This is a genomic window from uncultured Bifidobacterium sp. (assembly GCF_959020155.1).
Lineage (GTDB): Bacteria > Actinomycetota > Actinomycetes > Actinomycetales > Bifidobacteriaceae > Bifidobacterium.
Map to the genome: position 1 here is coordinate 115,838 of NZ_CAUERC010000001.1, position 22,850 is coordinate 138,687.

A 22,850-nucleotide genomic window follows, 5' to 3' on the forward strand; every position below is an offset into this window, starting at 1 on the left:
CCCCAGTGTTCGAACAGACGTTCGAGCTGCACCCTGGCTTCCCTCAGAGAGGGGAGCCAAGAAAGGAATCAGTTACTCACCTTGTAGTCGTGGAAGACTACTTCGCCGGTGTCTTGGGTGGCGTCGAGGTCCACGATGCCTTCGATGGCCCAATCGTGATCGCCATCGGAATCATCGATAATCTGACGCACCTTCCACGTATGCTCGTCGTTCTCGTGCTTGTCATCCAACATGAACAGTTCGGGCGAGCGTGCTTCGGCGCCGATGCCCACGTACTCGTGCTCGTCGTAGTAGTCGTCGAGCACATCTTCCCATTCGTGCACGCCGTAGCCCCAGTCCTTGTCGAGCGCGCCGAGCTTGTCCGGCTGGTCAAGGTCCATAAGCCGCACACGGCGGAACAAGGCATTGCGCACCAGCACGGTAAGACCACGACGGTCCTCGACCACCGCGCTTTTTGCGCCGGGCGCGGCCAGGGATGCCGCAGCCTCGGATTGGTCAGCCGAGTCACCGGCGTTCTCCCATTCGTCCACCAGCGAGGAGTCGATGGAGCGCACGAGCACGCGCAGCCACGAGATGATGTCTTCGAGTTGCTCGTCACGCTTTTCGGGCGGCACGGTGCGCGCCAGCGTGCGGTAGGCGTCCGAGAGGTAGCGCAACAGGGTGCCTTCGGAGCGGGCGATGTTGTATCGGGTGATGTATCCGGTGAAGTCGGAGGCGGTTTCCACCATGTCGCGCACCACGGATTTCGGCGACAGCCAGTAGTCGTTGGCCCACGGCACATCGTGGCGGTACTGATCGAACGCGGCTTCGAGCATGTCTTCCAGTGGCTTCGGATACGTAATCTCCTGCAGCTTATCCATACGCTCGTCATAGTCGAGTCCGTCGGCCTTCATATCGGCCATCGCCTTGTCTCGGGCCTGACGCTCCTGGGCACGCAGCACCTGCTTGGGGTCTTCGAGCGTGGCCTCGGCCATGGAGATCACGTCCAGCGCATAGGTGTCGGACTCGGGGTCGAGCAGTTCGAGCGCGGCCAGCAGGAACGGGGAGAGCGGCTGGTCGAGGGCGAAGTCGTCCGGCATATCAAGGGTCATGTAGTAGTCCTTGCCGCCGTCCTTGCGGTCCTCGGTTTCGATGACTTCGGTATCGAACAGGGTTTGGAAGATCTCGTCGGCCCGCTGGTGCAGATGCTCCTTCTGGTCGGGGGTCTGCGCGGAATCGTCGATGAGATCGTCGATACGGGCACGGGCGTCACCGCCCTGCGCCACTTCATTGAGCACCATCGAATGCGTGATTTTCAGGTGCGGGACCAGGGTCTCCGGTTCAGCGTCGATGAGCTTATCAAACGTGCTCTGGTTCCAGGTCACAAAACCTTCCGGCGCCTTCTTGCGCTTGACCTTCTTGAGTTTCTTCGGATCTCCCCCGGCCTTGGCGATGGCTTTCTGGTTTTCGATTTCATATTCGGGAGCCTCGGCGATCACCAGTCCCTCGGTATCGAATCCCATACGGCCAGCTCGTCCGGCAATCTGGTGGAATTCGCGGGCGCGCAGGCGGCGCATCTTGGTGCCGTCGAACTTGGTCAGGGCCGTGAGCACCACGGAGTGAATCGGCACATTGATGCCGACGCCCAATGTATCGGTGCCGCAAATCACCGGCAGCAGACCCTGCTGGGCGAGCTGTTCGACCAGGCGGCGGTAGCGAGGCAGCATGCCGGCATGATGGATGCCGACACCGGTGCGCAGCAGTCGCTGCAGAATCTTGCCGAAGGCTGTGGTGAACTTGACGCCTTTGATGGCTTCTGCGATGGCTTGGCGCTGTTCCTTGCTGGATACACCGGTGGAGGCGAGCGCTTGCGCGGTCTCCAATGCGGCGTCCTGCGAAAAGTGGACCACGTAAATCGGGGTTTCGCCGTTGCGGAAGGCGAGTTCCACGGTTTTTTCCATCGGGTCGAGCGTGTATTCGTAGCTCAACGGCACCGGTCGCGGCGCGTCGGCGATTACATCCACGTCCGGGGTGTCGTTCAGATCGGAGAGCTTGTCGGCGATGGCGTCCACATTGCCGAGCGTGGCGCTCATCAGCAGGAACTGGGTCTGCGGCAGCGTGAGCAGTGGCACCTGCCACGCCCAGCCGCGCTCCGGATCACCGTAATAATGGAATTCGTCCATCGCCACGAGGCCCACATCGGCATGGGTGCCTTCGCGCAAAGCCTGATTGGCGAGGATTTCGGCGGTGCAGCAGATGATCGGCGCGTCCGCGTTGATGTGGCTGTCACCGGTGATCATGCCGACATTGTCGCGGCCGAACACTTCGACCAAGTCGAAGAATTTCTCCGACACCAGCGCCTTGATCGGAGCGGTGTAATAGGAGCGGCGGCCAGTGCATAGGGCGGCGAAGTGCATGCCGAGCGCCACCAGCGATTTGCCCGAACCGGTCGGGGTATTCAAAATCACATGGTCGCCGGCCAAGAGGTCCATAATGGCCTCTTCCTGATGCGGCCACGGCTCGATGCCCTTGACGTCTTCCACCCAGCCGAAGAACCGTTCGTAGATGTCGTCGGCCGTAAGATTCCGTTCGCGTCCGTCGCCGTCCCATTCGGGGGCCAGCCGCCCCAGGGATCCGTATTCCTTCTCGTCAGTCATAATGCTCAGTCTACCTAGTGGCCTATTCCGACGGCACGAGCCGCCCTCCGTCGCTATGCGACGCCTCCCGCCAGCGGGCGGAGCCATGCGAAGAGCTGTGCCATGCGCTTGGCTCCGCCAATGGGAGGATCGCTCACGCCAACCGGCGGCGCACCTCGTCGGGGTCCACCTCGGGTTCGAGGGGAGGCCAGGTCATGTTCATGTTCTTCAAGGTGGTGCGCAGCAGTTCGGAGACCACGGCTCGCGAATACCAGCGGTTATCGGCCGGAACGAGGTACCACGGTGCGGCGGCCGTGCTGGTTTTCTCGAACACTTCCTGCCAAGCGAACATGTACTCATCCCATCGGTCGCGGGCCTCGAGGTCGGAGATATCGAATTTCCAGAACTTGGTGGGATCATCCAGCCTCCCAAGAAAGTGTTTTTTCTGTTCTTCCTGGCTTACCACGAGGAAGATCTTGAGGATGGCGCATCCGCTGGCGGCCAGTTCACGTTCGAAATCGTTGATCTGGTCGTAGCGGGCACGCCATACGTCTTCGGGATAGGTGCCATAGACGTGCGGCATGACCACATCTTCATAATGGGAGCGGTCGAATACGGCAATCCACCCCGGCTTGGGCAATTCACGCTTCACACGCCAGAGGAAGTCGTGGTCGAGCTCCTCGGCCGCAGGCTTGCCGAAGCCATGGTAATGGATGCCCATCGGGTCACCTTGGCTGAACACGTGACGCACGATGCCGCCCTTGCCGGAGGCATCCATGCCTTGCAGCACGATGAGCAGCCGCCGTGTCGAGCCTTTGACGCCATTCGCGTACATGAGCCGCTGGTATCGGGCGATTTCGGAGGAGCTGATCGAAATGAACTTCTCGGCGTCCTCTTTATTGCCGTCGAATCCGGGAGTGGAATCGCCTTCGACATCAGTGACCTGCATGCCGTGGTGGAACATAAGACGTTGAGCGGGCGGCAACGACCATACGGCGCTGAGCAGTTCACTGGATTTCGCCGCACGTGCCAGTCGTTCAGGCACGCTGGCACTGGAGTCGATGGTGTCTATGCGATCCGCCGCGAGCTGTAATACCTTGTCGATCCGTCGATCGGTTTTGTATTCCTTTCCCTTGCCGTTCTTGTTGTTCTTTCCTGAGGATTTTCCGGCTGTACCCCACTTGCCGGCCTCTTCAGGCTTGTTGGTTCTGTCGTCGTCCTTGGCCATGCTCCCGATTGTACGTCTTGTAACTCAGGAGACCCAGCAACGTAGCGACATTCACATTCCACTTGTTACTGCAAATCTATAGGCATGCAGTCGTTCGGACCGTAATTGTTGGCTTTGCACCAATTCCAAGCCTCATCCGTCGAGTCGAAGCCCTCACCGGCAAGAATCACATAGTATTTGTCGGAATTGCTGCTGTAGGTGGGCCAGTCACCCGACCAGATAAGCAGTACGTTTGACTTCTTGTTGTGCATCGTGATGAATTGCGCAAGAATATCGTGGTAGTTCCAGGTCTTGCCTTCAGCTTCCATGCCCTTGCGCTTGCTGGACAGCTGCGCGGTATACGTGGAATAGACCCGAAAAATCGAACACGGCATCGGCCACGACATTATCGTCGCTGTCCTGCAACGTGAGTCGGGTGGCCGAATCATTGAATTTCGTGGATGCGTTCTTATCATCACAATTCGAAGTGGCCAGAATCGTGACTATCAGATTGTCGCTCTTGATCGAGGAGACTTTCATATCGGGAGCGGCATCGCAGGTTTTGGCAGGCTTTGCCTTGTCGGGGTCGATGTATGCCACCAGATATCCGCCGGCTTTGATGACGGTGTCCGTATTCGTTACTTCGCTGGCGCCGATGGTGTAGTGCTTCTTGGCTTTCTTGCCGCTGTCGTAGATGCCCCAGCCCTTCACGTCAACGTCTGTGGAGCCGGTGTTCTTGAGCTCGGCCCAATCGCAACGCTTGCTATCCGGGTCTCCGGCAGCTTTCGTATTGCCGGCATAGACCTCGTTGATGATTACGGATGGTTTGGCAGCCGTGTTCTGTTCGGCAGTGGTCTGCTGCTCGTCCGCAGTCGCAGCGGGCACGCCGATCAGGGCGATGCTGCTCAGTGTCACCGCAGCGGTGAGCAGCGCGACTGAACTTTGGCTGAATTACTGCTGAAGCTGGTTCTTGGATTTGCGTCGAACCGTCCGTATTCCGCCGACAATCGCGATTACAGCGGTACCGATAGCTACGCTGATCAACGCCGGTCGTTGCGCGGCATGGAGGGTGGCGAGATCCGGTTCGGCCGCAATGGCACTGTTTTCACCCGCCGAGCTATCCGACGCCGGGTGATTGCCCGCGTCGGTGTACTGGGCATTGACCACACTCGGGCCGGCAAGCGCCACTTGGTCAGCGGTCTCGACCTTGGCCACGTCGCCGTGCTTATCCAAGGTGACGCGGGCGCACAGGGCTTTGGCCCAGTTGATACGCTGCCAGCCGTCGCTCGATTGCCATAGGGGGTATCCGGAATCCAAGGCGGTGGCTTTCAAAATCGCGTTGCGCTGATCGGCGTGCAGTTCGGGATAGGCCAGTCGCAGCACGTCCGCCGCCCCGCGCGGGGCCACGAAATCAGCGCCGGACTGGGCGGTGTCTTGCGGGAAGGTGTAGGTCAGGCGTGCGGTGTAGACGCGCACGGCCGAGGCTTGGTCCGCGACCGGCTCGGTGGCCACCGGGTCCAGAAAATCGTTGGTGTAGCCGCCCGAACCGGAGGCCTTGGTGTTGGCGATGCAGGCGGCGAGGGTAGTGCCGTGGCCGTCCGCGGCGCAGCGGGACACCAGATAGTCGCGCAGCTGCCGGGACGCGGGCACGATGGACGAAGCGAATTCGTTATGCCAGTACTGCCCGTTCTGGGCGGATGCGCCAATGCGCCCGCCCATGATGTCAAGCGGATAATGCACGCCGAGCACGATGCGGTTGTTGCCAGCCTCCGAAGTGCGGGCCATGATTTGCGGCGCAAGTTCGGGAATCATGCCGGCCAGCGCGATACCCCACGAATAGGCGCCGGTAGTGTGGCCGGAGGGGTAGGAACTGTTTTTCTGCAAGTTCGAGTAGCCGGGCACGTGTTCGAGCCATGAGGGCGATTGCTTGATGTCAAGCGTGGCGGGCAGTCCGGCGAGATCGTTAGTGCCGCCGTAGCTGCTTTCCGCACGGTTCAGATAGGGGCGCGGATGCATGGCCGCACGTTTTGAGGCGTAGGTGGAGGCCACGTTAAAGGAGAAGATATCGGCGACGGCGTTGAGTTTCTCGGATTTGAGCCCTTCGCTCATATATTTGCCAAGCACCGGACCGAGCGCGTCCGGCATGGTTTCCTCGGCTTGCAGATCGGAGTCGACGAGTGCACGCTTGCGTTGGGCGTTCAGGCCATCCTTATCGAGATTTTCGGCGGCTTTGTGGTTAATGGCCACGGCCAAATCTTCGTCGAGTTTCATGGTATCGGCGTGGAGCACCTTGCCACCGTGTCCGGCATCGGTGGGGGCCTGCCAATAGTTCTTTTCGTAGTCGGAGAGCAATGCCACCCAATCCGGGTTGGGCAGCTGGTCGGCCTGTGCGATTGCAGGCGTCGCGGCTAGCGTGGCCGCCAACGCCAGCGGCGCAATGGTCGCAATAGCAAAAACGGAGGATAGGTGCCGGAACATCTTCATATGTTCCAACCTATCCTCCGTGAAGGCTACGTAGCCGGAGCCCAGTCAAACACTCAGTAAATTCTTCGTGCTGGCTTAGCGGCGATTGAGCTGACCGTCAGGCCTCTGGCTTGTCTTCGGGCTTGCGGAACGCCGGGAATTCGCCGGTCTCCGGGTCAACCTGTGACTCGGGCTGGGTGGTGTCATATCCCTGTTCGTAGCGGGTGCGCCGCCAGTTGCGAATCGAGGCGTTGGTGCCACGGTGATGCACATGGTATTTGCGCGGCGTACCACCAAGCGGCAGCTCTTCGACCTCCTTGGCCACAGCAATCTGGTTGACATTGGACGGGTCGCCGGCGGCGATCGGCGCCAGTGGCTCGGGCTCGGCGGGTGCAGCCGTACGCTGCTGCATGCGCGCGGGCAGCCATTCGGCGAGCCTCGACAGCAGCCAGCAGGCGATGAAGTAAATCACCGCGGCCATGACCAGCGTCTGCAGGATGTTGAAGTACATCGAACCGAGTCGGCGCGATTCCTGCAGCAGGTCGGTATACATGATGATCGAGCCTAGGGCGGTGTCCTTCAACACCACGACCAGCTGGGTGACGGCGGCCGGCAGCATGGCGTAGACGGCCTGCGGCACCTCGATCTCCATCAGCGACTGCGTTTCGGTCAGGCCCAAAGCGAGCGAGGCCTCACGCTGGCCGCCCGGCAGATTGCCGACGCCGGAGCGCACCAGTTCGGCGACCACCGAACCGTTGTACAGCACCAAGGCCAGCACCACGGCCCAATAGGACGGGCTGGGCAGGCCCGCGAACGCGAACCATCGCCAGAAGAAGATCATGAGCAGCAGCACCGGCACCGCACGGCAGAACTCGACGATCACGGCGGAAACGCCACGTACCAGCGGGTTCGGCAGCAGTCGGCCCACGCCGAACACCAGACCGAACACCACGGCACCCACCACGGCCACGACGGTGGCCTTGATGGTCATCCACAGTCCGGGCAGGTAGAAATCGGTCCACGCTTCACGTTCGATGGCGGGCTTCCACAGCTCCCAGCTGAGCTGATTCTCGCCGTCCGGCGGGTTGTGCAGGCGCATGAGGATAAGCACGAGCACCACCGCGAACAGAATGCCTGCGATCCAGTTGACGATGCGAATGGTGCGCCGGCCCTTGGGACCGGGCGCGTCGAACAGCACGGAATTCGAAGTATCGGCCATATCCGTCACCTCCTTACGGCGAGTTTGTTGGACAGGTACGTGGTGAGCATGCCGATGGGGATGATCAGGATCACGTAGCCGAGCGCGAAGATCAGGAAGATTTGGATGATCACGTCGGGACGGAATTCGATCATCTCGCTCATCAGCGAGGATGTTTCGGTGGCCACGGATGCGGCGGCGGCCACGGTGGAGTTCTTGAGCAGGGCGATCAGCGTGTTGCCGAGCGGTGCCACGGAGCCTCGGAAGGCCTGCGGCAGAATGATCTCGGTGGCGGACTGCATGAAGCCCAAGCCCAGCGCTCGTGCGGCCTCGGCCTGGCCAATCGGCACGGTGTTGATGCCCGAACGCAGAGATTCGCACACGAACGCCGCCGTGTACAGGCTCAGGCCGGTGACCGCGAGCCAGAAGAAGTTCGTGGCGAAGGTGTCGGAGAAGCTGAGCTTCAGCTGCGCGTAGGCACCCAGCACCATGAACACCATGATGATGGTCAGCGGCAGGTTCTTGAACAGTTCCACATACGCACCGGCCACGGCCCTGAGTGAGGAAATCGGCGAGATGCGCATCACCACAAGGATCACGCCGAGGATCAGGGAGAACAGGGCGGACCACAAGGTCAGTTCGATATTGACCAGAAACGCGCCGAGCACGTCATACTGGCTGAAGAGTTCCAGGAATCCGCTCATCAGGCCTCCTCTCCTTCGTCCGGGATGGGCGGGTTGTAGCGTACGTCGGGCGTGTAGTTGGTGCCCTTGGTGTTATCGCTGATGGCGTTCTCCCACGAGCCGTCCTGAATCATGTCCACGATGGCGTTGTTGATTTTGGTGGCCAGCTGCGTATCGCCCTTCTTGATGCCCACGCCGTAGTATTCCTGCGTGAACGGTTTGCCAACCACCTTGAGCTTGCCGCGCGAGGCGGAGGCCAGGCCGGCCAGGATGATGTCGTCGGTGGTTACCGCGTCCACAATGCCGGAGAACAGGGCGGTGGCGCATTCGGCGTAACCGGGCTGTTCCATGAGCTGGACTTCGGAGGCGAACTTCTCCTTGACGGTGGCGGCCGAGGTCGAACCGGTGACGGAGCATAGGCGCTTGCCGTTCAGGTCTTCGGGGCCGTTGATGGAGTTGTCGTCCTTGCGCACGAGCAGATCCTGTCCGGCCACGAAGTACGGGCCAGCGAAGGAGACGGCCTTCTTGCGCTCGTCGGTGATGGAGTAGGTGGCGAGGATCATGTCCACGTCGCCGTTCTGAATCATGGCCTCACGCTGCTTGGAGGGGGCTTCCTTCCAGATGATCTGGTCTTCGGAATAGCCGAGTTTCTTGGCGACGTATTTGGCCACGTCCACGTCGAAGCCCACGTAGGTGCCGGACTTCTTGAAGCCCAGGCCAGGCTGGTCGAATTTGATGCCGATGCGGATCTTGCCGGTTTCGTCCGCGCCGCAGGCTGCCAGCGACATTGTGCAGGCCACGGCGGCGAGCGCGGCGATCACGCGGCAAGCCTTCCGTTTGAACGTATTGGTGAATGTCATTGGATTGCGTACCCGTCTTTCAGTGGGTTCGTCAGTGGGTGAGGATCTTCGAGAGGAAGTCCTTGGCACGGTCGGTCTGCGGATGCTCGAAGAACTCGTCGGGCGTGTTCTCTTCGAGAATCTGGCCGTCCGACATGAAGACGATGCGGTCGGCGGCCTTGCGCGCGAAACCCATCTCGTGGGTCACGCAGATCATCGTCATGCCTTCATGCGCGAGTTCGACCATCACGTCGAGCACTTCGTTGACCATTTCCGGGTCGAGTGCGGAAGTGGGCTCGTCGAACAGCATGACCTTGGGGCGCATGGCGAGCGCGCGGGCGATGGCCACACGCTGCTGCTGGCCACCGGAGAGCTGGGAGGGCATCTTGCTGGCCTGGGAGTCGACGCCCACGCGGGCGAGCAGGTCCATGGCCAGTTGCTCGGCTTCCTTCTTGTCCATGTGACGCACCTTGATGAGGGCCAGCGTCACGTTTTCAAGAATGGTTTTGTTGGCGAACAGGTTGAACGACTGGAACACCATGCCAACTTCGGCCCTGAGGTTCGCGAGCTCCTTGCCTTCCTGTGGCAGGGGCTTGCCGTCGATGCGGATGTCGCCGGAATCGATGGTCTCGAGGCGATTGATGGTGCGGCACATCGTGGACTTGCCTGAGCCGGACGGGCCCACGACCACCAGCACCTCACCCTTGGCGACGGTCAGGTTGATGTCCTTGAGAACGTGCAAAGCACCGAAGTGCTTTTCGACGTGGGTCAGTTCGACTAGCGGACGGTTCGGGTCCTCTTTGCCGGGAACCAGCGGGGTCAATTTGGCCTTGCTCGGTGATGTTGTGCTTGTCGCGCGCGAACGCACTGCTGTTTCATTGTTCGTTTCAGACATGAGTGGGAGGATAGCACACCGACGTTTCCAACGTGTTCACAGTATGTCCACACAGTTGCTCAGTCGATGTCTCATTTCCGCATCAGACATCGTGAAGGCGGCATTGGGCATCGGCATACATTCTCGCTGAGTCGCGCATCGCTCGGCGTCTGCTGTGCGCTGATTGCCTGCTGCGTGGTGGCTGAGACGTTGCTGCGACGGCAAAGCGGGCACGTGTTGTCCTATCTGCTGATTCCATGTTTGGCCTTGGTGTCGTTGGCGTTGCTGCCGTGTATGCCGCAGTCGGGCGCATGGCTGGCGGTCACTTTGTATTGTGTGGGGCTGGTCTCGCCGTTTCCCATGTCGTATTCGTATAAATGCGCTAGGCATTTTGAGCGTGGCTAGCTGTTCGCACACGATGAGTGCTGTTATACGGTGGACGACACTCCCGAAGCGCGGTGGATAACCGGGCGCGGCACACGATATGCCGGTGGATAACCGGTTCGCGCCGCTTAAGTTATCCCCATTTTTCGGTTTTGCCCCTGTGCCACCGTGGAATGCGCTACGCTCGGCGCATGAACGGATACAGCGAAGTGCCGCACAATGGCGAAATCAACAACTATCTGCGCAAAGATCTTGACGCCAAAGCCACGGCCAAGAACACGGCCTGTTGGAATCTGCTGGGCAAAGTGCGCACGAAACGCACGTTGTGTTTCTCGCTGTATACCGCATTGGAATTATGCGGCGTGGAGTTGCCGAGGCACAGCACGTTGCCGCAGAAGGATTTTTATGTGACGGTGAGGAGCAAGGGGACCCGCTCTTCATTGGACAATGTCGACTATCGCATATGGAATGCAAAGTTCAACAGTATCGCTTTCTCAAACGGCGTAACCTGCATGCATCCCATGGATGCGTGGATACAGTTTGCCCAATATCTCAACCTCACTGAATTAGTGGTGCTGGCTGAAGCGCTCATCAGACGTTATGGATATGCCATTGAACAATTCACTCAACGACTAACGGCCTTTCACCGCGTTATTGGCCGTGCGCGTTGTGAGGCGGCGCTGAAGCTCGTAAAACCATCGGATTCCGTTCAGGAAACTCGTACACGCTTGGCGCTTATGCTTTTCGGCCTGCCCATACCGCAAACACAATATGGCATTACCGATTCAGAGAACGGATACACCTACACCGTTGACATGGCTTATCCACAATACAAAGTCGCTATTGAATATGATGGCGATCATCACCGTCGCTTCCGCAAACAATATGTGCGGGACCAGCAAAAACGTCGACGTCTGCGGCAATTGGGCTGGACCGTCATCGAGGTGTTCGCCGATGACCTGTGGAACACCGCCAAACAACGTGCCTTCGCACAAGAGGTTGCCACCGCGATGCAAATACCGCTTCCTGGCCGTCCTCAACCTTCATGCCGGGTATTAATAGACGGCAGCCTTACCATCAATGCGCGCAAAGGGGAATACAGGAGGCGGAAACAAGCAAAACACAACAAAGCATCACAACATTGATCAAATACGGAGTTGCGATCGCTCCTCATGGGGCGGTAATTTGCCCATGGGGCGGTTTGAAGAAATTGTGAAACCGCGGAATTAAGCCATTTTGACCTACCGCCCCATGGGGTTTTCACCGCCCCATGGGTTGTTTACCGCCCCATGAGGAAGTTACCGCCCCATGGGGGGATAATCGGCAAACGCCAAAGGGGACACCGCATGGTGCGAGGTTTGCCGCATGGCGGAGGTGCCATCGGGCGGAGTATTTGGCACCCCTTGGCAGGTATTTGGCACATTGGGCCCCACCCGCAAAAAGCAAATGGCCCTTGGAATTATTCCAAGGGCCATTTGCGGCTAATAGCACCGGAGCATTACTCCTCGAAAATTAATCTACGCATGCGGAGACCGCCGTTCGAAGCCGAAGGCGCACTAAGGTGCGTCGAGTGCTGAGGAAAGGCGGTATACGCTCCGTAGATTAGTTTTCGTCGGCGTCCGGGTCGTAGTCGACGCCGGTCTCGGCGCGCTGCTCGTCGGAGATCGGGGCCGGAGCACCGGTCAGCGGGTCGCGGCCGCCGCCGGCCTTCGGGAAGGCGATGACGTCGCGGATGGAGTCGGCACCGGCCAGGATGGACACGGTGCGGTCCCAACCGAGGGCCAAACCCGCGTGAGGCGGAGCGCCGTACTTGAATGCCTCAAGCAGGAAGCCGAACTTCTCGTCGGCCTCTTCCTTGGTGATGCCCAGCACATCGAGCACACGGGCTTGGATGTCGTCACGATGGATACGAACGGAACCGCCGCCCATCTCCTCACCGTTGCAGACGATGTCGTAGGAATCGGACATGGCGTGCTCGGGGTCCTTGTCGAACTTGTCGATCCAATCCTTGGAGGGCATGGTGAACGGGTGGTGCATGGAGGTCCACTTGGAGTGGCCGACAGCCACATCGTCATCATCCGGGTCATCCGTGGGCTTGAACAGCGGGAAGTCCACGACCCAAGTGAAAGCGAACTTCTTCGGATCCAGCAGGCCTTCGCGGGAGGCGAGCTCCACACGCACGGCACCCAGCAGCAGCTGGGCGGACTCGCGGGAACCGGCGGCGAAGAACACGGCGTCGCCTTCCTCGGCACCGACGGCCTCGCGCAGGCCGTTGCGCTCCTCATCGGACAGGTTCTTGGCGACGGGGCCCTTGAGCTCGCCGTTCTCGCCGAAGACCACGTAGGCAAGGCCCTTGGCTCCACGCTGACGTGCCCAATCCTGCCAAGCGTCGAACTGACGACGCGGCGTGGCGGCACCGCCCTTGAAGACCACGGCACCCACGTACGGGGCCTGGAACACGCGGAACGGCGTGTTCTTGAAGTACTCGGTCAGCTCCACCAGCGGGTTGCCGAAGCGCAGGTCCGGCTTGTCGGAGCCGTACTTGTCCATCGCATCCTTCCAGGTGATGCGCGGCAGCGGCAGCTGGACCTCATAGCCGGCGGACTTCCAGATGGCGGCGATGACCTTCTCAGTCATGGCCATCACATCTTCCTGGTCCACGTAGGCCATTTCCATATCGAGCTGAGTGAACTCGGGCTGACGGTCGGCGCGGAAGTCCTCATCACGGTAGCAGCGGGCGAGCTGGTAGTAACGCTCGACACCGGAGACCATGAGCAGCTGCTTGAGGAGCTGCGGGGACTGCGGCAGGGCGTACCAGGAACCGGGCACCAGACGGGCCGGCACCACGAAGTCGCGGGCGCCTTCCGGGGTGGACTTAATGAAGGTCGGGGTCTCGACCTCGGTGAAGTCCATGTCTTCCAGCGCGTGGCGGGCGGCCTTAGCCATGTCGGAACGCAGCTTCAGATTGTGCTGCATGGACGGGCGGCGCAGGTCAAGGTAACGGTACTTCAGACGCACGTCCTCGCCAGGCAGCTTGTTCTCGGACTCATTCTCAAGAGCGGTGGAAACCTGGAACGGCAGGGCGTCGGACTTGGCGAGGATCTCGATGGTCTCGGCCACAACCTCGATCTTGCCGGTGGCCAGATGGGTGTTCTCGTTGCCATCCGGGCGCAGGCGCACTTCGCCGGTAATCTGAATCACGAATTCGCTGCGCAGCGGGCGGGCCATATCCTCGTCGTAAATGACGACCTGCACGAGACCGGTCGAATCACGAAGGTCGATGAAGGCCACGCCACCGTGATCACGGCGTCGGTCAACCCAACCGGCAAGGGTGACCTTCTGGCCGACCAGGGCCTCGGTCACTTCAGTGGCATGATGTGTTCTGTAAGCCGTCTGGCTCATTGTCTTGTTTCTCCTCGATTTTTCGCGCGAATACGTCAGATTTCGACGGTTTGCTGGGCAACCACAGTATCCGGCTCCCACGACGTGCAATCGGCGGCAACCTGCTCGCCCGTGACGATGTTCTTGACCTCGTCGCCAGCGGGCTCTGCGCCTTCCGCACCTTCGGCAGCGGTGGCCGGGAACCACACGTACGGAATGCCGAGTTTGTCCGCGTACTTGATCTGCTTGCCGAGCTTGGCCGCGGTGGGTGCCACGTCGGTGGCGATGCCGCGCGCACGCAGTTGGTTCGCAATACGGTTGGCGGCCGGGCGGTCCTCTTCATTCCACACAGCGACCAGCACGGCGGCCGGGCTGACACGGTTGGCGTGAGCGCCGGCGGTGTGCAGCATGTAGCTGACCAGTCGGCTCAGGCCGATGGACAGGCCCACGCCCGGGTACTTGCGGTTGCCCTGGGAGGCGAGATTGTCGTAACGGCCACCGGAGCAGATGGAGCCGAGTGATGCGGCACCGTCGAGGAAGGTCTCGTAGACGGAACCGGTGTAGTAGTCGAGACCGCGGGCGATCTTCAGGTCGGCGATGACGGAACCGGGGCGGATGACGGCGGCTTCGTCGACGATCATGGCCAGGGTATCGAGTCCCTGACGAGCCAGCGTGTAGGCCTCGGAATCCTTGGCGATGCCGTGAGCCTCGCACAGCGCATCGAACTTGGCGGCAAGCTCGGCACCGTCGGAGGCGTTGAGCTCGGCCAATTCGAGGCAGGCGCGTGCCTGTGCTTCGGTGGCGCCGCAGGTCTCGGTGAGCAATCGGGCCACCTCATCGGCACCGATTTTGTCGAGCTTGTCGATCTCGCGCAGCACGCCCTCGACATCCGTCAGACCAAGGCCGCGGTAGAAGCCTTCAGACAGCTTGCGGTTATTGGCGTGCACGGTGGCCTTGGGGAGGCCATACGCGCGCAGCTCTTCCAGCGCGGAGACCATGACCAGCGGCAGTTCCACTTCATAGTGGTCGGGCAGGTCGCCGGCACCGATCACGTCGATATCGGCCTGCACGAACTCGCGGAAGCGGCCTTCCTGCGGACGCTCGCCACGCCACACCTTCTGAATCTGCCAGCGCTTGAACGGGAACGCCAACGCACCCGAGTGCTCGACCACATACCGGCTCAGCGGCACGGTCAGATCGAAATGCAGGCCCAACCGCTCTTCAATCGGAGTGTCGGATTCATGACCGACCTCCTGCAAACGGCTCAGCAGGTAAATCTCCTTGCTGGTCTCGCCCTTTTTCAGCAAAGAAGCGCCGGTTTCCACCGCTCGCGTCTCAATGCCGATGAAGCCGTTGAGCTCAAAAACCTTACGAAGCGTATCGATAACACGCTGCTCCACAACACGTTCGGAGGGGAGCCACTCCGGGAATCCTGATATTGATGCACCTTTAGCCACGAAATCAATATAATAGGTGAGGGTTGCGTCAAAACTTCCTGGTTCGCCCGGGATGGGAGACGCTCCTGCTTATGCATTCTACGCTTTAAGGAGCTGGCCATGGCCGACGAAACTGTCACCGAACCCGTAAACACCGCTGCGCCCGAAGAGCAGGCAACGACACCCGCACCCGAAGCCAGCGCGGCCACGCCGGCGCCGACTCCGTCCCCCGCTTCCATGCCGAAACCGCACGCGCCCTCCCCCGCCGCCTTCGCCAAGAAGACTCCGGCGGCCAAGCCGCGCGCTGCCGCCCCGGCCGCCGCCACCGCCGCCTATTCCGAGGCTGATGTCAAGGCCGCCGAGGCCTTCGGCCGCGTGGATGACAACGGCACCGTCTTCGTCAAGGATGGCGACGCCGAGCGCGAGGTAGGCCAGTTCCCGGATGTCTCCAAGGAAGAGGCGTTGGCACTGTACGCCCGTCGTTTCCTGGATCTCAAGGCCAAGCTCGATCTGCTGGCCACCCGCCTGGCTTCCCCGAACATCAAGGCCCGTGAAATCGACGAATCCGTGAAGCTCTTGGGTGAAGAAACCTCCGAGCCAGCCGTCGTGGGCGATCTTGCCGCACTCAAGACCCAGTACGAGGAGCTGAAGGCTGCCGGCGAGGCCAAGAAGACCGAAATCGCCGAGGCACGCAAGGCCGCCCAGGCCAAGGCCGTTGCCGAGCGCACCGCCATTGTCGAGAAGGCTGAAGCACTGGCCGCTTCTCTGGGCGACAACACCAACTGGCGCTCCACCGCCGACAAGTTCCGTAACCTGTTCGACGAGTGGCAGAACCACCAGCGCACCACCGTGCGCATCGACAAGCCGGAGGCCGAGGCGCTGTGGAAGCGCTTCTCCGTCGCCCGTACCACCTTCAACCAGGCTCGCCGCAAGTGGGCTCAGGCTCGCGACAACGAGCGTACAGCCGCCAAGGAAGCCAAGGAAGCGATTATCGCCGAGGCCAATGAGCTCAAGGATTCCACCGCTTGGGGTGAGACTTCCCGCAAGTTCAACGATCTGATGGACCGTTGGAAGAAGGCCGGCCGCGCTGGCCGTAACGAGGACGACGAGCTGTGGGCCAAGTTCCGCGAAGCCGCCGACACCTTCTTCAACGCTCGTCAGGCCGATCGCGATCAGATCAACTCCTCCGAGAAGGAGAATCTGGCTGCCAAGGAGGCTCTGCTGGTCAAGGCCGAGGCTCTGGTGCCGGTGAAGACCGACGCCGAGGCCAAGAAGGCCCGCCAGGAGCTGGCCAAGATTCAGGAAGAGTGGGATCAGATCGGTTACGTGCCGCGTGACGATATGCGCCGCATCGAGAACCGTCTCGACGCCGTTGACAAGCAGATCAAGGCCATCGAGGATGCCGCTTGGAAGCAGACCGATCCGGAGGCCGACGCCCGCAAGTCCAGCTTCGAGGAGCAGCTCAACGCCCAGCTCGCCGAGCTCGACGCCAAGATCGCGGCCGAATCCGACCCGAAGAAGAAGGCCAAGCTCGAAGCCGAGAAGGCCACTAAGGAGCAGTGGCTGAACGCCATCAAGTAAGGGTCTCGCCAGGTGCCCCTCAGAGAGGGGAGCTGGCAGCAAGGCTGACTGAGGGGAGTTTACGGTTATACCGCAAGCTCCCCTCAGTCGTCTACGGCGACAGCTCCCCTCAGCGAGGGGAGCTTCGTCATATTTATGCCGTTTTCTCCTGCCCTATACTCATAACTTCACCCCATAGTTCCTCAGTCACCCAGCAATTGGTGTCTTACGCCTGAGTCCCTACCGGTACTGCAACAACTGCCGTGAGCCCTTGATGTGCGGCCAGATATTCATGCAACGGCTGGCTGTATGGCATATCCAGCTCGCCGTAATTGGTTCCGGCACGGAAGGCGGGGTAACTGTCGCCGCCCTGAAGCAGATATGAATTGGACGCGATAATCACCAGGTCATCGTCCGCAATCGGTCGGCCGTCAACGGCGAGGTTCGCGATACGAACCGCCGCATGTTCGTCGGCAGCACACTCGTCAGCGTCAGCGTTGGTATCAGCGCCGGCATCGGCATTGCCGCTCTCACCAGCCGTACCGCATTCGGCATACCGATACGTCACGTTCGAGGAGATGCCGAGCCAGCGCCGCTCCAGTCGCCCATCGTCACGGCGAAATTGCTCGGCGAGCACTCTCTTCACATCGCGCCCGGTGAGCGTCTCATGCGCGGCCTTGAACTGCAAGGCCATGAGACTATCCACCTCGCGCACGGTGACTTTGCCATCGCCATTCATATCAAGCCGTGGAGTCCGCAGACTGCCATTATTCGAAAATCCGATTACCGGCAAGCGATTCCCGGCATACACATGCTTCATGATTGACTCTCGGTTCGCGTCCGCCACCAGCACACCGACCGTATTCCCGTGCTTGTCCGAACCTTGTTTGTCGAAATTCACGCCGGAGGCCAAGGTGCCAATCACCGCGCTGCCGGTATGGTTCGCATATGTTGCCGACGCCTGGTAAATATGCTGTGCGCGCGATACCTCATCGTTCTCCTCAGCACCGGCAGACATCCAAGCGGCTTGCGCCGGATGCGCATTAAGCCCATCCACGCCCAGCACGCCGTCAACCGCCGTATGGCTGGTGCCATTGCCGAGGTCCACATCGGCCACTCGCACCGTGGCGCGACGCCCGGCACCGGTGATGATCAAATCCTGCACGGCCATGTTCCGCCCGAAGCTGCCCGCCTCGTAAATAGGCGCGCCACCCGCGGTTGTACCACGCTTGATCGCGTGACTGTGACCGGTGTATACCACATCAACATCTCGCCCAATATCGGCGGCGGCTGAAGCATCGGCATGCAGCAAGGCCACCACCGCATCCACCTTTCCGGAGCGCTTGAGTTCACGGGCCACACGATTGATCGCGTCCACCGCCCGTTCGTCAAGATCGGCATCACGAGTGATCTGCGGAGTGGCCACCGAGCCGAGCGCATCAGTAAGGGCGCCCACGAAACCGATCCGCTTGCCGTTCACCGTTCGAATCGTAGAGTCACGTACGTGGCTCAGCAGTCCGTCAGGCGACTTATTGGCGGCAGACGCGTTGGCGCACAGCCAGTCGATGCCGTTGCTGGGATCAGCGATACGATTGTTGAAATCGGCGACACCGCGGTCGAACTCATGGTTGCCTATCGCCGAAATCGTCAATCCCCACGCTTTGGCCATATCCAGCGTGGGTTGGTCCTTCTCCACCGCCGACTCATACGGGGAGCCTCCCACCAAATCGCCGGTCGATACCGGAATCATATTGCCGGGATTATGGCTGTCGGCCACGGTGAAGGCGGTGGCGTTGTCCGCACCACGTTCGATATGCCCGTGAAAATCAGTGATGTCGGCGATGGTCACCGTACGGGTGCCGGAAGATGGATTATCGCCGGAAAAAGGAACGGCTCCCGTGGTTCCCGCACAAGCATAAGGAACCACCAGAGCCGTAAGGATAAGCGCTACTGCACCAAAAACGATCCACGATCGCTTGCCGGTCCACCGCCGGTTCTTCATATTCCTGCTCACACCAGTCACGCTAGAATCGTCGATTGAACGGCCATGCCTAGAAAGGCGACTCTCAGGTGAATTCTTAGCGGCGTCTTGGGATGGGAAAGGCCTGACCCCGTACTATCAGGGTCAGGCCTTTGCAACCCGAGTCACTACGAATGCGTCAGCAAGGGGAGATTACTCGCCAAATTCCTCGGCGCAGATCTCAGCTACCGCATCCACGCACGCCTCGGCAATCAGACGGCCGCGTTCGGCGCTTGAGCCGGCCGGATTGGCGAGTCCGCCGTGAGCGGGAACGTCACCTTGGCGCACAGGGTAGCGGACATAGGATTTCGCCGTGGCACCGGCTTCCTCGACCATACGGTCCATGTGCACCAGTTCCGGCGCATAGTGGAGCATCAACGAAGTTTCGGTGACGGCCGCATGCTCCAATGCCCAGCCGGGGAACACCAATCCATCGAACACCTTGTCGATAACCGACTGCGGAACTGGATCCCACCAATTGGTTTCCACGATGGTGGCCACTCCCCCGGTTTCGCGGGTGACCAGGTCGATGGCCTCGACGATGAACGCCTCGTTTTCAAAATGCGCGTTCATGACGACGATCTTGGTGAAGCCATCGGCGATGAGTTCGCTCAGCACGTCGTGCATTTGGTTGATCACTGTCACGCCGTTCATGTCGATAGTGCCCGGGAACAGCGGCCCGCCACCGGAGAGCGGCTTGGACTTGTATCCGTAGCTCAGGGTGGGCAGCACGGTGCCGTCGATGCGTTCCGCCAGATCTTCGGCGACCCGCGTGGCGAGTACCGCGTCGGTGCCGATGGGCAGATGCTGGCCGTGCTGTTCGGTCGAACCGATCGGCACGATGACGGGACGAGTCTTCGCCTCCTTGAATTCCGGCCAGGTCATGTGGTCCATACGGCGGTTGCTACCCATTGCAGTACTCCTTTAGGTTGGTGGTGGATTGGATGGTCGATGAATACGCCCGGCTCCCTCGGGGAAGGAGCCGGAGCTGAGGAGATCAGATGTGATTCAGATCCTTGTCGGTGTTTTCGTGGGAAAGGATCATCGCGACCAAGGCGATGGCCGCAACGCCCACCATGTACCAGGCCGGGGCGATGGACGAACCGGTCAGGGCAATCAGGACAGTGGCGATGAACGAGGCCGTACCACCGAAGATGGCGTTGGCCAGATTGAAGCTGAACGCGAATCCGGTGAAGCGCACGGAGGTGGGGAACGTCTCGGTCAGGTAGCTGGACAGGGTACCGTCGTTGGCGGTCAGGGTGGCGCACATTGCCAGCTCAACCAGCAGCACGGGCCAGAACTGGGAGGTGTTGAGGATGAGGAAGGCAGGAACGGTGAGAACGATGAACGCCACGCAAGCGCCGATGAGCACCTTCTTGCGGCCGAATTTGTCGGAGATGTGGCCCATGCCGAACACCATGAACACGTAGGCGACCAGGCAGATGGTGGTGATGGTGCCGGACTGGGGGGCGTCCATGCCGACGGTGTCAGACAGATAGGTCGGCAGGTAGGTGAGCACGGTGTAGAAGCCGACCGCGTTCAGCACGCAGGCTCCGAAGCTGATGATCAGAGCCTTGAGATGGTTGTGGAACAACTCGGCGAGCGGGGCGAACATGCCGCTCTTGGCAGCGATTTGACCGTCGGCGGAGGCGGCGCCCTTGGACTCAAGCGCATCGTTCATCGACTGGTAGACGGGGGAATCAGCGAGCTTGGCGCGGATGTACAGCACAATCAGACCGAGCGGGCCGGCCAGCAGGAACGGCACACGCCATCCCCAACCGACCATCGCGCTAGAGTTCATGTTGGTGGCCATCAGCGTGGCCAGAGTAGACCCGGCGAGCAGACCGATAGCGGTGGAAGCCGGAATCAGCGAGCAGTAGATGCCGCGCTTTGAAGTGGGCGCATATTCGCCGAGGAACGTGGCCGCACCGGCATATTCACCGGAGGCGGAGAAGCCCTGCACCATGCGCAGCAGTAGAAGCAGAATCGGCGCGCCAACGCCAATCACCGAGTAAGACGGCAGGCAGCCGATCAGGAAGCTCGCACCGGACATGAACATAATCGAGTGGGCCAGTGCGGCTTTACGGCCTTTCTTATCTCCATAGCTACCCCAGAACAGTGCGCCGATTGGGCGAAGGATGAAGGATAGCGCGAACACGCCGAAGGTCTGCAGCATGGCGACGGTGTGATTGTCGGTTGGGAAGAACACCAGGGCGATAGTGGTGGCGAAGTACGAATAGGAGGCGTAGTCGAACCACTCGATGAAGTTGCCGAGGAAGGAGGATACCGCGACTTTCCTGACCATGGCCTGTTCTTCAGTTTGAGGGGTGGAATTCATCAGTCGTACAGATGTAGTAATCGTTGCGGAACTCATGATGTCACCGTCCTTTCAAGAATGTGCTGTTCGTGTGACTGAATGGGATTCAAGTAGGAATCCGTTTCGCAGCAGGTCGACCAGCGCCGCGATAGCCTCGACTATGCCCTTGAGTATTTGCTGAAACGTGAATCGTCGATTAACCCGTTCGGCGTAGAAGTGGACAGGTTGCCCAGTGGTGCTGGCGCATTATTCACCAAGCTGTTCTTGCCATGATTTCGTGAGTTTGGCGGCGAATAGCAGCATCGACCAGTTCGGTTTGTCGTTATAGTCGACGCCGACCATTTGTGTCACTCTGTCCAGTCGGTTGTACAGGGTTTGCCGTCTGATACCCAATTGCTCGCACGCGCCGGTTTTGCTATCGAGGTTGTCAAAGCAGGCGCACAGTGTGTCCAGCAACAACGGAGAGGCGGCGACCTCGAATCCGATGGTCTGCACCACGAGCATGCGCATCGCCTTGTCCATATCAGAGGATGCGACGAAACGGTCGACGAGTGCGGACATGGTACTTACGATTCGCCCGTATGCCGGTTCCTGATTGGCGATGTCACGCAATACCGCGAACCCGTCGACCAGCGTCACCGTGTCCAATGCCACTCGGCCATGCACCACGTATACACCGTCGCCTTCCAGCACGGCAAGCGCATCCATGCAATGGCGTCCGAATGCGGCCGCACCGTCTGAGGAATCGGTGGTGGAGCACCATCCGACCATCAAGTCACCTTCCAGCATGCAGGAGACGGCGCATCCCGACAGTTCTTCGAACCGTTCGACCATCGTCGATACATGGTTGATGCCTTCCACCACCGATCTGAACCGAAAAGCGAATGGCATATAGATGCATGATCCGGCAAAACCCAGCGCTTCGAGCATCGCATGCGCTTCCTGCGCCTCAAATGTATTGACGTGCACGCCGTCGGCCGGACCCATACTCAGATGATGCATCATGCCCATGCGCGCACCGCCGTCAATATAAAGGGCGGCCACCGGAGACACGATGGTGGCGATGGCCCGACGCATCGTGGCGTCGGAAGTCATGGTGCGTTGCGTGATCTCCAATGCTCCCACCGGCCGGGAGCGACTTTCAAGGGCGATGACGGCGCTCGATTCGTTGCCGGCATCGAACGCACGACCCGCTCGAGCGGCCAACAGACCGTCACCATCGAAAATGGCGACGCTTTCGCCGAACAGCGACGCAATGGTTTCGGCCACAGCCTCGATATTGCCGGTACGGGACAATCCCTCACGTAATGAAGTGGACATTGTGTCCACCTCCAATTGCAAGTGCATCTGTTCGTGCACGATAGCGGTATTGACGCTCTGACAGATGTCGACAAAAGGTACGCGAGATTTCAAACCAATCAACGTCAACCCATGCAGCCTGGCCGCAGACACCAGTTCGTCCGGCATCCGCACCACACCCTCCACCAGTTCGACCACCAGAGCGGCGACACCAGCCTGTGCCAGGCTTGCTACATATTGTCCTAGCGTGCCGTGCCAATCGGCGGCGAGCAGAGCGTTGCCCTCGATAATCAGCATCTCACCGCCCGAAAGGAAGCTGGAGACATCCTCTCGCTCGTTGGTGAACACCCATCGCACTGGCATATCGAGGTCTTTGCCTTCGACCTCCACCACAGGATCGGCTCGTTTGAACTGCGTGTTATGAAGCACACTGCGAATCGATACAGTCATACAATCTGTCCATTCCCCCGCGGAACACCGGTCGTTCCGGTTAACCTCACCGCAAAGCGTGCTGTTGACAATAACCTCAGTTGGTTACGCGGGCAGTCGGTTCACGTAACCGTTCGGCAACACA

At 60.3% G+C, this 22,850-nt stretch carries 17 protein-coding genes; 2 read left to right on the top strand and 15 right to left on the bottom strand.

Features of this window, described 5'->3' with window-relative positions; all coding sequences use genetic code 11:
- Window positions 1-68: 68 nt before the first annotated feature.
- The 9 genes from Q5H31_RS00520 to Q5H31_RS00560 form a co-directional block, all read right to left on the bottom strand.
- The gene (locus tag Q5H31_RS00520; RefSeq protein WP_014485471.1) at window positions 69-2,636 is read right to left on the bottom strand and encodes an RNA helicase; all 2,568 of its coding nucleotides are present in this window, start codon (window positions 2,634-2,636) and stop codon (window positions 69-71) included.
- 133 nt (window positions 2,637-2,769) lie between these two features.
- Window positions 2,770-3,843, bottom strand: a complete 1,074-nt coding sequence (locus tag Q5H31_RS00525) for a PPK2 family polyphosphate kinase (protein WP_007053216.1) — start codon at window positions 3,841-3,843, stop codon at window positions 2,770-2,772.
- A 65-nt stretch (window positions 3,844-3,908) separates the two neighbouring features.
- Window positions 3,909-4,151 carry a hypothetical protein gene (locus Q5H31_RS00530; RefSeq protein ID WP_007053991.1) on the bottom strand — a complete coding sequence of 81 codons (243 nt, stop codon included), beginning with the start codon at window positions 4,149-4,151 and terminating at the stop codon, window positions 3,909-3,911.
- Window positions 4,141-4,737 carry a lamin tail domain-containing protein gene (locus Q5H31_RS00535; protein WP_236839692.1) on the bottom strand — a complete coding sequence of 199 codons (597 nt, stop codon included), beginning with the start codon at window positions 4,735-4,737 and terminating at the stop codon, window positions 4,141-4,143. The genes Q5H31_RS00530 and Q5H31_RS00535 overlap by 11 nt, the downstream gene beginning before the upstream one ends.
- A 36-nt stretch (window positions 4,738-4,773) precedes the next feature.
- Complete coding sequence (locus Q5H31_RS00540; RefSeq protein WP_302457371.1) at window positions 4,774-6,306, bottom strand: phosphatase PAP2 family protein; 1,533 nt, start codon at window positions 6,304-6,306, stop codon at window positions 4,774-4,776.
- Between the two features lie 97 nt (window positions 6,307-6,403).
- Window positions 6,404-7,504, bottom strand: a complete 1,101-nt coding sequence (locus tag Q5H31_RS00545) for an amino acid ABC transporter permease (RefSeq protein WP_007053212.1) — start codon at window positions 7,502-7,504, stop codon at window positions 6,404-6,406.
- Window positions 7,505-7,509: 5 nt separating this feature from the next.
- Window positions 7,510-8,187, bottom strand: a complete 678-nt coding sequence (locus Q5H31_RS00550; RefSeq protein WP_007053211.1) for an amino acid ABC transporter permease — start codon at window positions 8,185-8,187, stop codon at window positions 7,510-7,512.
- A complete protein-coding gene (locus Q5H31_RS00555; protein WP_007053210.1) occupies window positions 8,187-9,026 on the bottom strand; it encodes a glutamate ABC transporter substrate-binding protein in 840 nt (279 codons plus the stop codon). The genes Q5H31_RS00550 and Q5H31_RS00555 overlap by 1 nt, the downstream gene beginning before the upstream one ends.
- Before the next feature lie 31 nt (window positions 9,027-9,057).
- A complete protein-coding gene (locus Q5H31_RS00560; RefSeq protein WP_161519626.1) occupies window positions 9,058-9,900 on the bottom strand; it encodes an amino acid ABC transporter ATP-binding protein in 843 nt (280 codons plus the stop codon).
- 554 nt (window positions 9,901-10,454) lie between these two features.
- Between Q5H31_RS00560 and Q5H31_RS00565 the strand changes: the two genes are divergently transcribed.
- Window positions 10,455-11,408, top strand: coding sequence for an endonuclease domain-containing protein (locus Q5H31_RS00565; protein ID WP_007053207.1), 954 nt, complete (start codon window positions 10,455-10,457; stop codon window positions 11,406-11,408).
- 457 nt (window positions 11,409-11,865) lie between these two features.
- Here the strand turns inward: Q5H31_RS00565 and aspS are convergent, their stop codons facing one another.
- Together aspS and hisS are read right to left on the bottom strand one after the other, a co-directional pair.
- Window positions 11,866-13,665, bottom strand: a complete 1,800-nt coding sequence (gene aspS / locus Q5H31_RS00570; protein ID WP_007053205.1) for an aspartate--tRNA ligase — start codon at window positions 13,663-13,665, stop codon at window positions 11,866-11,868.
- A 35-nt stretch (window positions 13,666-13,700) separates the two neighbouring features.
- The gene (hisS, locus tag Q5H31_RS00575; protein ID WP_114555140.1) at window positions 13,701-15,101 is read right to left on the bottom strand and encodes a histidine--tRNA ligase; all 1,401 of its coding nucleotides are present in this window, start codon (window positions 15,099-15,101) and stop codon (window positions 13,701-13,703) included.
- Window positions 15,102-15,200: 99 nt separating this feature from the next.
- Between hisS and Q5H31_RS00580 the strand changes: the two genes are divergently transcribed.
- Entirely contained in the window at window positions 15,201-16,661 is a 1,461-nt protein-coding gene (locus Q5H31_RS00580; RefSeq protein WP_007053980.1) for a DUF349 domain-containing protein, read from the top strand.
- 205 nt (window positions 16,662-16,866) lie between these two features.
- On the opposite strand, the gene Q5H31_RS00585 is transcribed toward Q5H31_RS00580, so the two are convergent.
- The 4 genes from Q5H31_RS00585 to Q5H31_RS00600 all read right to left on the bottom strand — a co-directional run bounded on the left by Q5H31_RS00585 (window position 16,867) and on the right by Q5H31_RS00600 (window position 22,726).
- Window positions 16,867-18,642 (bottom strand): bifunctional UDP-sugar hydrolase/5'-nucleotidase, encoded by a 1,776-nt coding sequence (locus tag Q5H31_RS00585; RefSeq protein WP_302457372.1) that lies wholly within the window; start codon window positions 18,640-18,642, stop codon window positions 16,867-16,869.
- Between the two features lie 171 nt (window positions 18,643-18,813).
- Window positions 18,814-19,572, bottom strand: a complete 759-nt coding sequence (locus Q5H31_RS00590) for a creatininase (protein WP_007055620.1) — start codon at window positions 19,570-19,572, stop codon at window positions 18,814-18,816.
- A gap of 85 nt (window positions 19,573-19,657) precedes the next feature.
- Entirely contained in the window at window positions 19,658-21,034 is a 1,377-nt protein-coding gene (locus Q5H31_RS00595) for an MFS transporter (protein ID WP_195607248.1), read from the bottom strand.
- Window positions 21,035-21,223: 189 nt separating this feature from the next.
- Window positions 21,224-22,726: a PucR family transcriptional regulator gene (locus Q5H31_RS00600; protein WP_302457373.1), complete on the bottom strand. Its 1,503-nt coding sequence runs from the start codon at window positions 22,724-22,726 to the stop codon at window positions 21,224-21,226.
- Between the last annotated feature and the right edge of the window lie 124 nt (window positions 22,727-22,850).

What these genes read in the sequence shown, in the direction of transcription:
- Q5H31_RS00600 (WP_302457373.1), bottom strand. Translation starts at nt 22,726, where the DNA reads ATGACTGTATCGATTCGCAGTGTGCTTCATAACACGCAGTTCAAACGA.
- Q5H31_RS00580 (WP_007053980.1), top strand. Translation starts at nt 15,201, where the DNA reads ATGGCCGACGAAACTGTCACCGAACCCGTAAACACCGCTGCGCCCGAA.
- Q5H31_RS00525 (WP_007053216.1), bottom strand. Translation starts at nt 3,843, where the DNA reads ATGGCCAAGGACGACGACAGAACCAACAAGCCTGAAGAGGCCGGCAAG.
- Q5H31_RS00530 (WP_007053991.1), bottom strand. Translation starts at nt 4,151, where the DNA reads ATGGAAGCTGAAGGCAAGACCTGGAACTACCACGATATTCTTGCGCAA.
- Q5H31_RS00595 (WP_195607248.1), bottom strand. Translation starts at nt 21,034, where the DNA reads ATGAGTTCCGCAACGATTACTACATCTGTACGACTGATGAATTCCACC.
- Q5H31_RS00520 (WP_014485471.1), bottom strand. Translation starts at nt 2,636, where the DNA reads ATGACTGACGAGAAGGAATACGGATCCCTGGGGCGGCTGGCCCCCGAA.
- Q5H31_RS00545 (WP_007053212.1), bottom strand. Translation starts at nt 7,504, where the DNA reads ATGGCCGATACTTCGAATTCCGTGCTGTTCGACGCGCCCGGTCCCAAG.
- Q5H31_RS00550 (WP_007053211.1), bottom strand. Translation starts at nt 8,187, where the DNA reads ATGAGCGGATTCCTGGAACTCTTCAGCCAGTATGACGTGCTCGGCGCG.
- Q5H31_RS00590 (WP_007055620.1), bottom strand. Translation starts at nt 19,572, where the DNA reads ATGGGTAGCAACCGCCGTATGGACCACATGACCTGGCCGGAATTCAAG.
- Q5H31_RS00560 (WP_161519626.1), bottom strand. Translation starts at nt 9,900, where the DNA reads ATGTCTGAAACGAACAATGAAACAGCAGTGCGTTCGCGCGCGACAAGC.
- Q5H31_RS00565 (WP_007053207.1), top strand. Translation starts at nt 10,455, where the DNA reads ATGAACGGATACAGCGAAGTGCCGCACAATGGCGAAATCAACAACTAT.
- Q5H31_RS00585 (WP_302457372.1), bottom strand. Translation starts at nt 18,642, where the DNA reads ATGAAGAACCGGCGGTGGACCGGCAAGCGATCGTGGATCGTTTTTGGT.
- Q5H31_RS00540 (WP_302457371.1), bottom strand. Translation starts at nt 6,306, where the DNA reads ATGAAGATGTTCCGGCACCTATCCTCCGTTTTTGCTATTGCGACCATT.
- aspS (WP_007053205.1), bottom strand. Translation starts at nt 13,665, where the DNA reads ATGAGCCAGACGGCTTACAGAACACATCATGCCACTGAAGTGACCGAG.
- Q5H31_RS00555 (WP_007053210.1), bottom strand. Translation starts at nt 9,026, where the DNA reads ATGACATTCACCAATACGTTCAAACGGAAGGCTTGCCGCGTGATCGCC.